This is a genomic window from Bathymodiolus platifrons methanotrophic gill symbiont, from assembly GCF_002189065.1.
Classification (GTDB): Bacteria; Pseudomonadota; Gammaproteobacteria; order Methylococcales; family Methylomonadaceae; genus Methyloprofundus.
Window position 1 is genome coordinate 1 of record NZ_BDMN01000012.1, and the last position, 15,548, is coordinate 15,548.

Annotated in this window: 16 protein-coding genes; 10 read left to right on the forward strand and 6 right to left on the reverse strand. The window is 39.6% G+C overall.

Annotated elements, in window-relative coordinates:
* Window positions 1-716 precede the first annotated feature (716 nt).
* Window positions 717-1,196: a flavin reductase family protein gene (locus CDZ78_RS00625; RefSeq protein WP_087868214.1), complete on the reverse strand. Its 480-nt coding sequence runs from the start codon at window positions 1,194-1,196 to the stop codon at window positions 717-719.
* A gap of 151 nt (window positions 1,197-1,347) precedes the next feature.
* Between CDZ78_RS00625 and CDZ78_RS00630 the strand changes: the two genes are divergently transcribed.
* The 7 genes from CDZ78_RS00630 to CDZ78_RS00660 all read left to right on the forward strand — a co-directional run bounded on the left by CDZ78_RS00630 (window position 1,348) and on the right by CDZ78_RS00660 (window position 9,301).
* Window positions 1,348-2,520: a phosphoglycerate kinase gene (locus CDZ78_RS00630; protein WP_087868215.1), complete on the forward strand. Its 1,173-nt coding sequence runs from the start codon at window positions 1,348-1,350 to the stop codon at window positions 2,518-2,520.
* 263 nt (window positions 2,521-2,783) lie between these two features.
* Window positions 2,784-3,029 (forward strand): DNA-directed RNA polymerase subunit omega, encoded by a 246-nt coding sequence (gene rpoZ, locus CDZ78_RS00635; RefSeq protein ID WP_087868216.1) that lies wholly within the window; start codon window positions 2,784-2,786, stop codon window positions 3,027-3,029.
* Window positions 3,030-3,031: 2 nt separating this feature from the next.
* The gene (locus CDZ78_RS00640; protein ID WP_087868217.1) at window positions 3,032-5,200 is read left to right on the forward strand and encodes a RelA/SpoT family protein; all 2,169 of its coding nucleotides are present in this window, start codon (window positions 3,032-3,034) and stop codon (window positions 5,198-5,200) included.
* Between the two features lie 8 nt (window positions 5,201-5,208).
* Complete coding sequence (gene ridA / locus CDZ78_RS00645; RefSeq protein ID WP_087868218.1) at window positions 5,209-5,607, forward strand: deaminase RidA; 399 nt, start codon at window positions 5,209-5,211, stop codon at window positions 5,605-5,607.
* A gap of 457 nt (window positions 5,608-6,064) precedes the next feature.
* A complete protein-coding gene (gene recG, locus CDZ78_RS00650) occupies window positions 6,065-8,155 on the forward strand; it encodes an ATP-dependent DNA helicase RecG (RefSeq protein WP_087868219.1) in 2,091 nt (696 codons plus the stop codon).
* A 5-nt stretch (window positions 8,156-8,160) separates the two neighbouring features.
* Window positions 8,161-8,721 carry a chorismate--pyruvate lyase family protein gene (locus tag CDZ78_RS00655; RefSeq protein ID WP_087868220.1) on the forward strand — a complete coding sequence of 187 codons (561 nt, stop codon included), beginning with the start codon at window positions 8,161-8,163 and terminating at the stop codon, window positions 8,719-8,721.
* A gap of 139 nt (window positions 8,722-8,860) precedes the next feature.
* Entirely contained in the window at window positions 8,861-9,301 is a 441-nt protein-coding gene (locus tag CDZ78_RS00660; RefSeq protein ID WP_087868221.1) for a VOC family protein, read from the forward strand.
* Window positions 9,302-9,510: 209 nt separating this feature from the next.
* Here CDZ78_RS00660 and CDZ78_RS21580 read toward each other — a convergent pair whose 3' ends face one another.
* A complete protein-coding gene (locus CDZ78_RS21580; protein WP_167374131.1) occupies window positions 9,511-9,663 on the reverse strand; it encodes a hypothetical protein in 153 nt (50 codons plus the stop codon).
* A gap of 124 nt (window positions 9,664-9,787) precedes the next feature.
* On the opposite strand from CDZ78_RS21580, the gene CDZ78_RS00665 reads away from it, so the two are divergent.
* Window positions 9,788-10,153, forward strand: a complete 366-nt coding sequence (locus CDZ78_RS00665; protein WP_167374132.1) for an ISAzo13-like element transposase-related protein — start codon at window positions 9,788-9,790, stop codon at window positions 10,151-10,153.
* A 32-nt stretch (window positions 10,154-10,185) separates the two neighbouring features.
* Here the strand turns inward: CDZ78_RS00665 and CDZ78_RS21585 are convergent, their stop codons facing one another.
* Window positions 10,186-10,338, reverse strand: coding sequence for a hypothetical protein (locus tag CDZ78_RS21585; protein WP_167374131.1), 153 nt, complete (start codon window positions 10,336-10,338; stop codon window positions 10,186-10,188).
* A 12-nt stretch (window positions 10,339-10,350) separates the two neighbouring features.
* Complete coding sequence (locus CDZ78_RS00670) at window positions 10,351-10,533, reverse strand: hypothetical protein (RefSeq protein WP_087868223.1); 183 nt, start codon at window positions 10,531-10,533, stop codon at window positions 10,351-10,353.
* A 280-nt stretch (window positions 10,534-10,813) separates the two neighbouring features.
* On the opposite strand from CDZ78_RS00670, the gene CDZ78_RS00675 reads away from it, so the two are divergent.
* On the forward strand, window positions 10,814-12,043 hold the full coding sequence (locus CDZ78_RS00675; RefSeq protein WP_087868224.1) for a spore maturation protein: 1,230 nt from the start codon (window positions 10,814-10,816) through the stop codon (window positions 12,041-12,043).
* Window positions 12,043-13,329, forward strand: coding sequence for a tRNA (N(6)-L-threonylcarbamoyladenosine(37)-C(2))-methylthiotransferase MtaB (mtaB, locus tag CDZ78_RS00680; protein ID WP_087868225.1), 1,287 nt, complete (start codon window positions 12,043-12,045; stop codon window positions 13,327-13,329). The genes CDZ78_RS00675 and mtaB overlap by 1 nt, the downstream gene beginning before the upstream one ends.
* 139 nt (window positions 13,330-13,468) lie before the next feature.
* On the opposite strand, the gene CDZ78_RS00685 is transcribed toward mtaB, so the two are convergent.
* Window positions 13,469-13,846: a DUF4156 domain-containing protein gene (locus CDZ78_RS00685; protein WP_087868226.1), complete on the reverse strand. Its 378-nt coding sequence runs from the start codon at window positions 13,844-13,846 to the stop codon at window positions 13,469-13,471.
* A 1,288-nt stretch (window positions 13,847-15,134) separates the two neighbouring features.
* Window positions 15,135-15,284, reverse strand: coding sequence for a hypothetical protein (locus tag CDZ78_RS21590; RefSeq protein ID WP_167374133.1), 150 nt, complete (start codon window positions 15,282-15,284; stop codon window positions 15,135-15,137).
* Between the last annotated feature and the right edge of the window lie 264 nt (window positions 15,285-15,548).

Here is a 15,548-nt window from a genome sequence, read left to right on the forward strand (position 1 = left end):
ATAGTTAACGCCACCATGAGATAATTTTTCACTTTCAATGGCGGCATACCGTCGCTTATTTTTTTCACAAAGTGAGTCATAAAATTTCTTCATCGACTTTTCGATATTTTTTTTATAAGGAAATGACATAAGACAACCACTGAGTAATAAATTAAGATAACCTTAATTTAGGGGAGATATTTCATTATTCAAGCTTGGCTGCTTCAGGATGTTATTTCGTGCACATTCCTTAGGAATCAAAATTAATTAATATCTGAAACTAAAAAGTAGTCCGTATGAAGCCAGCAGAATACGGGAAATAGGAGTTTCCTCTCATCCGGTATTACGCAGGCTTCATACAGGCTACATTTTTATCCCGATTTGATACTTTCGGATATTATTAAATCCTCATTCCTTACTTAGGCAACGCGCAATAAATAACCCACCCATCTTGCTTGTCTTCTGCGTTGCAGAAATAGATACGTAGCCAGCTACGCGCCTATTTCTACGCCTTGAAGACAAACAAAAATCCTGCGCAATATAAGGTAGGTTATTTATTGCGCGTTACCTTACGGTATTTCTGTCAAAGAATATCACCTTAAGGAATCGAAAATTACTAAAGCTCGAAACTAAGTTGAAGCCTCTATGTGCTAGCGAAATGCGTAAAAATAAATGCGCTACAGCATCTGCATGCCTAAGACCGAACTTTTCAACCTTAGGCAATAAGAACGGAATACTTAGCTCGCAATCTGTTGATAAGCTGAATTAAAATAAAGCAATGGCTCACCTGTTTTACATTGACTATTTTGAATTTCTCCAACAACAATCCAGTGCGTACCTGCTTTAAATTGCTGTACAACAGTACACTCCATACTAGCAAGTGATTCATCTAAAACGGGCATACCCAGATCACCTTTATGCCAGGCTACATTTTTAAAGCGCTCAGCCATGCTTATACCTCCAGCAAACTGGTTAGATACCTGCTCTTGCGCTGTTGTTAAAATATTGACAGCAAACTTTTTACTTTCTAGAATCGCTGCGCCTGTTTCCGTTGTTTCATGAAGGCAAACTAAAATTTGTGGCGGATCCATGGAAACACTGGCAAATGAAGTCGCTGTCATACCTAACTCCCCTCCTTCAGATTGCGCGGTAACAACTGATACACCACTCGCCCAAAGTTTAAGAGTATTTTTAAATTCCTGATTATCAATAGCCATTATTTACCTCAATTATTTATCTGTCGCAATTCAATTTACGCCCTGTCCTACTTAATTTAATCACAAGACAGACTTAAGGTATAATATTTTTCTGTTTTAGGGCTCACTCACTAGCCCAATATTATTCACACATATATTCACGGAGACATCGATGCCTATAAAAAAAATGGCTGATTTAGATTTAAAGGGTAAACGCATTTTAATCCGCCAGGATCTTAACGTACCTGTTAAAGATGGGCTGATTACTAGTGATATCCGTATCCGCGCAAGCTTACCCGCTATCAAGCTTGCTCTGGATTCTGGTGCTGCGGTTATGCTGATGTCTCACCTAGGTCGTCCAACTGAGGGCGAATTTGATCCCGCGTCTTCATTACAACCAGTGGCAAACTGTTTATCAGAACTCCTAGATAAGCCAGTTCGCCTGGAAAAAAACTGGATTGACGGTATAGAAATTAACCTAGGTGAAGTTGTTTTATGTGAAAACGTCCGCTTTAATGTAGGCGAGAAGAAAAATAGCCCTGAGCTGGGCAAAAAAATGGCTGCATTATGTGATATTTTTGTTATGGATGCCTTTGGTACTGCCCATAGAGCTCAAGCATCAACTCATAGCGTCATTGAACATGCAACAATTGCCTGCGCTGGCCCACTACTATCAGCAGAACTAGAGGCACTCGGCAAATCCTTAAATAACCCCCAAAGCCCCGTAGTTGCAATTGTAGGTGGCTCAAAAGTTTCCTCGAAACTGACTGTTTTGGAAAGCTTATCTAATAAAGTTGACCAGCTGATTGTTGGCGGTGGTATTGCCAATACTTTTATTGCGGCTGCGGGCTACTCGGTTGGTAAGTCACTTTATGAAGCTGATTTAATTGATGATGCTAAAGCATTAATTAAAGCGGCAAAAGCAAATAATTCTGACATCCCAGTACCTGTAGATGTTGTTTGTGCAAAGGAATTTTCTGATACAGCAGTAGCAACCATCAAAAAAGTTAGTGATATTGCTGATGATGATATGGTATTGGATATAGGTCCTGAAACAGCAAAACAATATGCGGATATCTTAAGCACAGCTAAAACTATTGTCTGGAACGGCCCTGTCGGTGTTTTCGAAATCGATCAATTTGCCGAAGGTACTAAATCCCTTGCCTTAGCAATTGCTGATAGTGATGCATTTTCTATTGCTGGTGGTGGTGATACGCTGGCTGCTATCGATAAATACGCGATTAAAGATAAAATTTCTTATACCTCGACTGGCGGCGGCGCCTTTTTAGAATTTTTAGAAGGTAAAGAACTTCCTGCAATTGCGGCTCTTGAAGCTAAAAGCTAGTAGTTTTCTGCCCAACTATTCATATGATTAAATGCAGGTGTGGGAGCGTATCTTTTGTGACTTGAAAGAGTCTAAAGAGCCCCATATCCGGCATTATTTCAGTAACAGCATATGCTTTACTGCCTACTGAAACCCAACAAACAACGTAAATAAAAGTTCTAAAGTTCTATTTTTCTAAAGGAAAGTTTTATAAGAACATAAAAGTCTCTTATAATATTCGGTTAAGTTATATAAATTTTAAAATATCCACTAAAGGTTTAAAAATGGCACGAGTTACCGTCGAAGATTGTTTAGATAATGTTGAAAATCGCTTTGAGCTTGTTTTACTAGCATCTCAAAGAGCGCGCCAACTGGAAAAAGGTGCTGATGAGTTTGTATCTCGCGGAAAAGATAAAAATACTGTTGTTGCTTTAAGAGAAATCGCTGAAGGTCATGTAACTAAAGAAAACATTGACCTACTACACCAGGTTGGAGAACCTACAGACACGGGCTTCGGTGCGTTAAACTAACAATGAGTGCTCAGGAATCTACAGCAATTACTGAAAGCCCTGAGCAGCTTCTCTATGATCAACTCAATACATTACTGAGTAAATATTTAGACTCAATTCATATTGATCAAGTGTTTCAGGCTTATCAATATGGTGCAAAACACCACTCTGGACAATTTCGAAAAAGTGGCGAAGCTTATATTTGCCACCCTCTTTCCGTCGCCATTTCTCTCGCACATATGCGCATGGATGTGCATGGTGTTATGGCTGCTATTCTGCATGACCTCATTGAAGATACAGATGTAACAAAAACAGATATCCTTGAGTTATTTGGCGAAGATGTTGCTGAGTTAGTTGATGGGGTCACCAAACTAACTCAATTAAATTGTAAAACGCAAGCAGAAGCACAAGCGGAAAATGTCCGTAAAATGTGTTTAGCAATGGCTAGAGACATGCGCGTTATCATGGTCAAACTGGCTGACCGTTTGCATAATATGCGTACTCTGGGAGTCATGCGCCCGGATAAAAAACGCCGCATTGCCAAAGAAACACTTGATATCTACACACCTATCGCCAATCGTTTAGGTATGAATGATATTCGCCACCAGCTGGAATCATTGTGTTTTGAAGCTATGTATCCAATGCGTCATCGCATATTGAAAAATGCGGTTAAAAAATCACGTGGCAATCGAAAAGAAATTATTGAAACAATTACAGTTTCATTAAAAACACGCTTACATCAAGCGCATGTTACTTGCGATGTAAAGGGGCGGGAAAAATATCTGTACAGCATTTACAAAAAAATGCTATCTAAAAAACTATCGTTCTCAGATATTTATGATGTCTATGCTTTTCGAATTCATTGTGAAGATGTCGATACCTGTTATCGTGTTTTAGGCATTGTGCACAACCTTTTTAAACCTATCCCAGGTAAATTTAAAGACTATATCGCTTTACCCAAGGCAAACGGTTATCAGTCCTTACATACTATAATAATTGGCCCCTATGGCGTCCCTGTTGAAATCCAGATTCGCACTCATCAAATGCACCGCATGTCTGAATCAGGTATTGCTGCCCATTGGCTTTATAAATCTGATGATGAAGAACATATACATTCTAAAACTCGCGCTACTGAATGGGTTCGAGACTTACTTGAAATTCAAAAAACAGCCGGTAATTCTCTAGAATTTATCGATAATTTAAAAATTGATTTATTCCCGCAGGAAATTTTCGTTTTCACCCCTCAAGGTAGCATTATAAAGCTCCCCAGAAAGTCTAGTATCGTTGACTTTGCTTATGCTGTACATACTGACATTGGAAACTCCTGCGTTTCCGCACGTATTGATAAACGCTTAGTACCCTTACAAACTCAACTGGAAAATGGAGTCACTGTAGAAGTTATTACAGCAACCTGGGCTAGACCTAACCCACTCTGGCTAAATTATGTCGTCACCACCAAAGCACGTACTGGAATACGCTCCTACCTAAAGCACTTTAAACAAAAAGAAGCCATTAGCCTAGGACGCCGCCTACTAGAAAAGGAATTGCAGGACATAAATAAGTCCCTGACAGACATTACTGAACAAATGCAAGATCAACTCTTGCAAGCAATTCAACTTACCAGTATGGATGAGTTACTTGAGGAAATTGGCCTAGGTAACAAAATGCCCTTTTTAATTGCCACGCAACTCAATCAGGAAGATATCAGTGCTGCAATAAAACTGGAAGACACCGAAAACCGTAAAGTAACACAGCTAATAATCAAGGGCACTGAGGGCATGGTGGTTACTATTGCCAAATGTTGCCGACCCATACCTGGAGACCCGATTATAGGCTATTTCAACCCTGGGAAAGGGATTGTAGTGCACCATCATGAATGCAGGAATAGTGCGGATGGACGTAAAAAATCAACGGACTGGCTAGAAGTTGAGTGGAGTCAGGATGCAACTGGTGATTATCCAACCGAAATACGCCTAGAACTATTAAACCAGCCAGGGACTTTGGCAACCATTGCTTCAACGATTTCAAAAATGGACTCTAATATTGAAAGCGTCAATATTTCTACTCAGGATGCACGAGTTTCTGTTGATTTTATTACCCTAACGGTTAAAGATAGAGTGCATCTAGCAAATATAATGCGCCAGTTAAAAAAGTTATTTATTGTATTAAAAATCACCCGCACAAGAGGCTAAGACTAACTATGGAAAAAGAAACTATTCATACTGACCTGGCACCACAAGCTATCGGCACTTATTCGCAAGCAATTAAAGTAGGCAGCACAGTTTATTTATCGGGACAAATCCCATTAGCTCCGGAAACCATGGAAATTGTAGGTGGTGATATAAGTGCGCATATCAAGCAGGTTTTTGACAATTTAACAGCCGTTGCCCAAGCTGCTGGTGGTGATTTACAAGACATCGTTAAATTAAATGTGTTTCTTACTGACTTATCTAATTTTCCAATTGTTAATGAAATAATGGGCGAATATTTTTCCCAGCCCTACCCTGCTCGTGCTGCTGTTGGCGTTGCTGCCCTACCCAAAGGTGTTGGTATTGAAATGGATGCCATTATGGAATTAAGAACTCCTGAATATCATTAAACTGTCTTATTTTGGCTTTTTATCATAGGTGTCGTTTTTCCATATAAAATCTGTTGGAAAGCTTCAAGTTACCAGTGTTATGACCTAAATATAAAACTAGCTGGCAACAAAAAAACGTCATTCCAAAATTATTCTTAATTACGTACACCTCTCAGCCATGACAGAATAAAGTTCGAAATATCAGAACGTTAAAAAATTCATCATTCCTGAAGTCTTTTGTCGGGAATCTCTGCTTAACCTACGAGATTCCTGTTAAAGGCATGCAGGAATGACCTCGTTTAGCCTAGAGTTATGGGTAATCAGGAAATTTTTTATCGAAAATGCAACCCAATTAACTAGTTTCCGCTAGAAACATTCAGAAATGATGTTTTTTATATGCTCACCTGGCATCCCGACTACTAGTCAAAATATGTCGTGCAAATAACTTAGATTAATCAACACTTACTAAGCTCTTACCATGGATCCACAGGCTATTCTTAATCAAGAAGTCGTGTCACTTAAGGGCATTGGAGGACAGACAGTAGGTCGACTCGAAAAACTGAAAATTCGCCAGGTACGTGATTTAATTTTCCATCTGCCATTGCGTTATGAAGATCGCACCCGGGTTCAAGCAATTAATGAACTGATACCGGGTAGTACAGCATTAATTTGCGCTAGAATTGTATCCAGTACTATCTTAAATCGTGGTAAACGTACATTAGTCTGCCAGATTAGTGATGAAACAGGCTATCTTAGTCTGCGTTTTTTTCATTTTAGTGCTAAACAATTCAATAGTCTAAGTTCAGGAACTCTAATCAGTTGTTTTGGAGAAATTAAAGATGGTTACTCAGGCTATGAAATGATTCATCCTGAATACAAAATTATCCAGCAACTGGACGATTGTATTACCAGCGACACGCTTACAGCAATTTATCCATTGACCGAAGGCCTTCGACAAGCCAGTATCAAAAAGGCGGTACAGCAAGCATTAACTCTCTACAATAATAATCCCGATTCACTTCCCGATTTATTACCCAGCGCTGTTTTAAGCAAGTTTCAATATCCTGAGCTAAATCAAGCATTAAATACCCTACACACTCCCGCGCCCGGGGTATCAGTTAATGCATTAGTAAACAGCCCTAACCCTGCATTAAAACGCCTCGCTTTTGAAGAATTTATTGCTCATCAATTAAGTCAATTAAAAAGTAAATCACTTGATAAGCATTGGCAAGCACCTGAATTAAAATGCACACAAAAACAGAGACAGCAATTTTTAAATAGCCTGAGTTTTAACTTAACCAATGCTCAACAACGAGTGATTGAAGAAATAAAATCCGATTGTGCCAGTAACTCTCCCATGCTACGTTTAATTCAAGGTGATGTGGGTTCAGGGAAAACAGTTGTATCAGCTTATGCAGCCTTACTTGCCTTGAGCAGCAATCATCAGGTCGCCATAATGGCTCCAACTGAACTGCTTGCAGAGCAACACCTGCGCAACTTCAGTCTCTGGTTTAAAGAATTTGACACTAATATTATCTTTTTAACAGGCCAGTTAAAAGGTAAAAAACGCCAGCAGGCACTGATCGATATTGCTGACGGAAGTGCCGGTATAATTATTGGCACCCACGCCTTATTTCAGGATGCCGTTATTTTTGCTCGGTTAGGGCTAATTATTATTGATGAACAGCACCGCTTCGGTGTCAATCAGCGCATGGCTCTCAGAGATAAAGGCCAATATAAAAACAGCAAACCACATCAATTAATCATGACTGCCACCCCCATACCTAGGACCCTGGCAATGCTTAATTATGCAGATCTTGATATTTCAATTATTGATGAACTTCCACCCGGTAGAATTCCCGTTATTACCCGCGCCATTTCTTCAGAAAGACGCAACGAAGTAGTGGCTAAAATTAACAACTGGTCTCAACAAGGCCGACAAACTTACTGGGTTTGTACTCTAATCGAAGAGTCTGAGGTCTTGCAATGTGAAGCAGCAGAAAAAACAGCATCACTATTAGTCGAACTATTACCCAGTGTGCGCATAGGTCTGGTACATGGACGCATGAAAGCAACTGACAAAGATCAGGTTATGCAAGCTTTCAAACAACATCAATTAGACTTACTGGTCGCTACAACAGTGATAGAAGTCGGTGTCGATGTCCCCAACGCAGGACTGATGGTTATTGAAAACCCCGAACGATTAGGGCTATCTCAATTACATCAGTTACGAGGCCGTGTTGGTCGAGGCAGTGATGATAGTTTCTGCCTGTTAATGTATCAGTCACCACTTTCCAAAACAGCAGGTGAACGCCTAAATATCTTACGCGAAACCAGTGATGGTTTCATTATTGCCGAAAAAGACTTAGAATTACGTGGGCCCGGTGAAATGATGGGTACTAGGCAAACAGGACAAATGCAATTTAAAATCGCTGATCTGGAACGTGATACTGATTTACTGGATCAGGCTGCAGAAGCAGTCAAAATTATCCAGCAATGCTGTCCTGAAAATATCCAGCCTCTGATTGAACGCTGGTTAGGTACAAGCACAAAATATGCAGAGGTTTAACAGCATTGAGCAATAAAAGTAGTTTATACCCCAAAGAACCCACCTGGTTCTGTAATCGTTTAAAAAGTCGTTTAAATATCCCGGCACCTGCGGCATCCTGGATTTATGAAGCGGGCTCTATCACTCAGCGGCTTCGAGACTATTATGGCTCGCGGGTGCGTGTACAGGTTCTTAATAATCAGTGGCAACGTGCCTTTATATCGGAAAGTCGCCTACTTAAGACTCATCCTGAAAAATATTCGCTAACTCGGGAAGTCCTACTTTATGCTGATGATATACCCCTAGTACTCGCACGCACAATTATTCCTGAAGCAACCATTAGTAGCGCACAACAGAATCTGTCGCATTTAGGAAATCGCCCTCTGGGTGAAGTTATTTTTCCCTATCCCAGACTGGAGCGTCTGGCTATGCAGATTACCCAGGTGCAATGCAATCAATGGAGACCTCCAATTCAGCAAAAGGCTTTTATCAACCAGCCTTTGTGGGGGCGAAGGACCGTTTACGCAATTCATCATCACCCGCTATTAGTCAGCGAGTTTTTTTTACCGGAAATTTTAAATCATTAAGACCCGAATTAAAAAGCTCTCCAATTTGGAAGCAAAAGCTTGTGCTAGAAACCGTGAGCAACTGATTTTTCTAGGTTTAACTATAATGCCCCGTAAAAAACCAATAAACACACTTTTCTATCTAATATAAGTAATACTCATGCGTTATTTACATACTATGGTCAGAGTACAAGACCTGGACGCTTCACTGCATTTTTACTGTCAGCAACTTGGTCTACAGGAATCGCACCGGATAGAAGATGCAGCCGGTCGTTATACACTAGTGTATTTAAATGCTCCAGCTGATGTTGAACAGGCAAAAAATACTCAGGCTCCTTTGGTAGAGCTGACCTATAACTGGGATACCGAAGCAGTCAGCGGTGGGCGCAACTTTGGCCACCTGGCTTTTGAAGTAGATGATATTTACAGTACTTGTCAAAAGTTACTGGATAGTGGAGTGACGATCAACCGACCACCACGTGATGGATACATGGCTTTTATTCGCTCGCCTGATCAAATTTCCATTGAATTATTACAAAAAGGTAAGCCACTTAGTCCGGTTGAACCTTGGGCATCTATGCAAAACACTGGAGCCTGGTGATTACAACTCCAATACACCAATAAGCTTAGAAAGCAATCAAGTAAAGCTAGGCGAGACCTGCCCTGCTGATGCACAAAATATTTAAAGCAAAAAAAAACGCCTGTTACCGGACCGTAACAGGCGTTATAAAGAATAAACAAGATAACGAGGAGAAATCAAGTTTATTGGTACAACTAAGAGGGGGCTACATATAAAAACTTTTAATTTACTTAATCTTGTATCTGAACAGTCTGGCGTATATTGCTAAATATAGCTGATGATGCAAATACAGCGGCGGATACGATAAACGCACCTGAAATAAAAGCAAAAATGCCCACAACAAATAATAGGCCTACTAATATATCTTTTTGTAAATCCGTCACTTCATGCCTCTGTTAATTAATATAAATCTTAAGTAATTGAGGCTCACTATACAGCAACATAAGAAACTAACAATATAGTAATCCATTGCTAATTTGTTTCCAAATTAGAAACAATACTAGCGCTTTGTCATTAACCAGCTACAAGGAGTCAGGTGGCTATCAGCTGAAAATCAAATGTTCAATATTATCTGGATTTTCTTTTTTATCAGTGCTTTTATCACTGCCCTTATCCAAGTATAATCCCATTGAACATCGTTTTTTTCCTCATGTGACTCGTGCTTGTGAAGGTGTTGTATTTGACTCGGTTGAAACAGTTAAAACATTGATTTCTAGAACATCAACGTCAAAAGGACTAACAACAATTGTTCACATACTCGACAAAATATACGAGACAGGACGAAAATATGCCGCTGACTTCAAAGAAATAATGCCGATTGTATTTGATACACATTTACCAAAATGGAATTACCGTGCAATTCCTCAAGAATAATTAATATCGGGAAGTTGTTTCGTGCTTATTCCTTAATCTTGTATCTGAACAGTCTGGCGTATATTGCTAAATATAGCTGATGATGCAAATACAGCGGCGGATACGATAAACGCACCTGAAATAAAAGCAAAAATGCCCACAACAAATAATAGGCCTACTAATATATCTTTTTGTAAATCCGTCACTTCATGCCTCTGTTAATTAATATAAATCTTAAGTAGCGGGGAGTCGCTATTTTTGCGAAAGCTTGTTTTGGGCATCCCAGCCCAAGCAAGCGGCAAAAACTTAACGCGACCGCTAATGCCTTCGGCGCCCCAGACGTCCTGCGTACGTGCCACTTCGCCACTACCATCGTAAACTCGGTGCTGGCTTCGTAACACTCCCTCAAATGACTGGACGGCGTTTCGGAATGCCTTTTATTTTGTCTCCACCTACGCTAGCGCTACGATTCCGACAAAACAACGGCCCTACGCCTTCTGGGGACTACCAGCCCTCGCGTTCGCTCTCCATGGCTGGCAGCGATTGAGGCTCACTATACAGCAACATAAGAAACTAACAATATAGTAATCCATTGCTAATTTGTTTCCAAATTAGAAACAATACTAGCGCTTTGTCATTAACCAGCTACAAGGAGTCAAGTGGCTATCAGCTGAAAATCAAATGCTCAATATTATCTGGATTTTCTTTTTTATCAGTGCTTTTATCACTGCCCTTTTCAAACTACTCTTCCTAGGTGACCAGACAGTCTTCAGCGAGATCATGGCCGCGTTATTTGCCATGTCTAAAACAGCGTTTGAAATTTCTTTAGGACTGACAGGTGTGCTTGCCTTATGGTTAGGAATTATGCGTATTGGTGAGTGTAGTGGTTTTATTACCCTACTCACACGAGGTTTAACTCCATTATTTAGCAAGCTAATGCCCGAGGTACCTGCCAACCATCCAGCGCTGGGAGCAATGGTAATGAATATTTCAGCAAATGCGTTGGGACTGGATAATGCGGCAACTCCCCTGGGTATTAAAGCAATGCAAGAATTGCAAACTTTAAATCCGCAAAAGGACACTGCGAGTAATGCTCAGATTCTTTTTTTAGTCATTAATACCTCCGCTGTCACTTTATTCCCTATTACTATCTTTACCTATCGCGCCCAAATGGGTGCAGCCCACCCGACTGATGTATTTATTCCTATTTTATTAGCAACATATATGTCTACTCTTTGTGGATTATTAGCCGTTGCCTGGGTACAAAAACTGAACTTACTCGATAAAACCATTATCGCTTATGTAGGAGGGTTTACATTATTAGTTGCCGGAACTATTTTTTACTTCTCACAACTGAACCAGGCTGAAATGCTATTTCAGTCCGCATTGATTAGTAACCTGATTTTATTCAGCCTGATTATAGTTTTTATCGCCAGTGCAGCTTATCAAAAGATTGATGCTTACCAGGCTTTTATAGAGGGTGCTAAAGAAGGATTTCAAACAGCAATCGGCATTATTCCTTATCTTGTGGCTATGCTTGTCGCTATCGGTGTTTTTCGTGCCAGTGGTGCTCTGGATTTGCTTATGAACGCATTACGCTATGGCATACTGCAAGCTAATTTAGACACTCGTTTTATTGATGCTATGCCAACGGCATTAATGAAACCCTTTAGTGGCAGTGGCGCACGTGCCATGATGGTGGATACCATGCAAACCTATGGTGCAGATTCTTTTGCCGGCCGTTTATCCTCAATTGTGCAAGGCAGTACAGAAACTACTTTTTATGTACTGGCAGTCTATTTTGGTTCCGTCGGTATTAAAAATATTCGTCATGCACTCGCTTGTGGGATAATAGCCGATTTTGCGGGCATTGTTTCTGCTATTTTTATTGCTTACTGGTTTTTTGCATAATGTTAGTACACCTTAGAACTTTAGGTTGCCGTCTTAACGAAGCCGAGCTGGAAAGCTGGGCACAGGCTTTTCAAAAAGCGGGTCATGAAATTACCCGTAAACAGAATGATGCACAGTTGATAATTGTTAATTCCTGTGCCGTCACACAAGATGCCGTTCGAAAATCTCGTCAACTAATACGTCGCATTCACAGGGATAACCCCAGCGCCAAAATTGTAGCTAGTGGCTGTTATGTAACATTACAAGCAGATGAAGCCGCTGAATTATTAGGTGTCGATTTAATCGTTAGCAATCAGGATAAAGACCGACTGGTTGAACTTGCTATGGCGGAACTAGACATCCCCAGCATGCCTGCCATGTCGACCGAGCCTGCAGAAATTTCTTTATTTAGTCGCGGTAGGCAACGCGCCTTTATCAAAGTACAGGATGGTTGCCGCTATCGCTGTACTTTTTGCATTGTAACCGTCGCCCGAGGTGAAGAAAAAAGCACTCCTATTCAGCAAATAATTAAAGATATCAATAATTTTGTCCAGCAAGGAGTTAAAGAAGTTATTTTAACGGGTGTTCATTTAGGCGGCTTTGGATCAGATATTAATAGTAATCTGGCTGACTTGATTCAGGCGATTCTGGATCAGACCCATGTTCCCCGATTGCGTTTAGGTTCATTAGAACCGTGGGACTTACCAGAAAACTTCTTTGCTTTATTTAGTAACCCACGCTTAATGCCCCATTTACATCTACCTTTGCAAAGTGGCTCAGATAGCGTCTTAAAACGTATGGCCAGGCGTTGTAAAACTGAAGAATTTAGCCAGATCGCACAGAAAGCACGTAGTGTTGTACCCAATATCAACATCACGACGGATATTATCGTCGGTTTCCCTGGTGAAACAGAACAGGAATGGCAAGAAAGCTTTGCCTTCATTAAACAGATTGGCTTTGGACATATACATATTTTCACCTATTCCACTCGTAGCGGAACAAAAGCAGCTACCTTGCCAGACCCAGTACAAAAAAGCATCAAAAAACAACGCAGCCAGCAGTTACACAAGTTAGCAGAGCAAATGAAACAGGATTTTCTCAGGCAAAATATGGGACAATCTCTAGAAATTTTATGGGAAGGGCAAAAAGAAGAAGTTGATGCCACAACACATAAAGTATTTGGCTATACACCCAATTACCTACGTCTAGCGGTTATTATTAACAATAAGGAATCATTAGAAAATACTATTAGCCCTGCCATACCAAAAGAAGTTTCTGATAATTATTTACTCACAGAACTTATTTAACTTATAAATTGCGCTGATATGGCGCAATGCCTATTACTTCAGTTTTTAAGAACACACCATAAAGCTTATCTAGGGCAGAGATCAATACCTTAAAGTCCTTTATGGTGAAAGATTTTTTTTATTACTGCGAAAAAGCTTACTACTGATCAGCTTTTGACTGGGCCTGCTCAAGGTTCTTACACTGATAAACAAAACCAAGCATAGTCTGATTAGTCATTGTCTTTGTCAGCTTTTTATTTTTATTGAATTGCTGCTCTATATAAACGACATTGCCCCCCATCTCGTACGCCTTATTCTTCATCAAATTTGCCGTACTCCTATAAATTTTGGCATCCGACATAAAGTCTCCTGAAACCATTCCACCATCTGATGCAGATGTCTGCCCGATAAAACGACAGCCCTCCTCTTTTGGTCGAGTATAAATTAACTGAACAATTTCCGCCCCTTCTTGCAAGGGAATCGCACAGCTAATTATTGAAATAACAATAGGAATAAGAAAAATGGGTTTTAACATCATAGTACATTTATCCTTGAAAAATCAGTTGAATGCGAATTTATAGTGCGAGGTATTGCTTTTACAGTACTTTAATAAAGGCTATGCCTGCTTTAAATGTTGGTAAGAGTGAAACCCCAAGAGTTTCAAATATTCATAGTTTGGCAGAGGCATTTAAAAATAATAACTTAGGTGATAGCCAAGTAACTACTCATTATATAGGGGCATGGGCGGCTCGCCCATACAATCGGGCAAGCTGCCCGTACCCCCAGAAAAAACTTGCCTGTGGATAATGAGAAGCTACTTAACCAACACAAACAAGAATTCAATAATACCCGCTCCTTAATGCAGACATAGCCTTAAAAAAATCTTAGCTTCACCTATATAGTTAATCGAGCAGAATTTGAAGTGCTGTGAAATCAAGAGCTTGTGCTAGAAACCGTGAGCAACTGATTTTTCTAGGATGATGGGATACTGTCTTTATTTGTTATTGATAATCTCCCGCATAAGCTGAACCGTATCAATTGGTTCCATTTTTGACTTGTAGAGTTCCTCACATAAAATACACTTATCACTCGCTCCATCATTTTCCTTATCATCCTTGCTGAATGCACTCAGTTGTTTAACCATACCGCAATTAATACACTCTTTAAACTGAAGTTTCCCAATTATTGAGTAGCTGAAATACACAATGCTGGTGTATCGAGGTTTATTTTAGGTGGTTTTGCCATGTTTATAGCAAACCCCTACTTAATTCCCCTTAGGCAATAGCATTTGAAACGAATGAAAAGACTGTTTTTTTCATATAGTTGTAGCATAGTTTCAATTTTACCATAAATAATTATTGGGAAACTTCAGTCTTTAAATAAGTCTATACTTTCATTTTTAGACGTATCCATATTAATTTTGTAATACTCTTCCAGCCTATACTTCATCTTTGCTGACCCTATCTTTTACAAACCAGCGTGCATTACAGCACATAGAACAATGCGCAGACACCTTCATGTTCTGAAATTGAGACATAAATCAAACTTTTGACAAAAAAAACCGTTTAGGAGTATGGGCTTAATAATATATACAGATTGGTGCAGATTTTTTGTTTCCAGGTGCCTAAGACAGTGCAAAGTATAAGTACCCAAGGTAAATCAATTTAACTAAAATAAGGCATCAAGACATTTTCTAAAAAGGTTAAATCAATTTTGCCAAGATACTTATATCAAATGCCGCATAATAATTTCTCAACAGCTCCAGAAATTCAAACATTGGGCTGGCAAAAGTAAAGGCCTTCTACACTTCATTATCCTCCACTGAGCTATTTTTTCAAAAAGTCTAAAATAATATCAGTCAAAACATCAGCCTGAGATGTTTTAAAAATATGTTGAGCATGGGCATTACCAGGAATGAGCTTTAACATTTTAGGGTCTGGAGCTTTATCATAAGAAGACCGTAATGCCTTGGCCAAATATTCATCTTCACTTGCAATAAATAATAAGTCACCTTTTAGCTTGGCCGCTTGATAAACTGAAGTTTCCCAATTATTGAGTAGCTGAAATACACAATGCTGGTGTATCGAGGTTTATTTTAGGTGGTTTTGCCATGTTTATAGCAAACCCCTACTTAATTCCCCTTAGGCAATAGCATTTGAAACGAATGAAAAGACTATTTTTTTCATATAGTTGTAGCATAGTTTCAATTTTACCATAAATAATTATTGGGAAACTTCAGT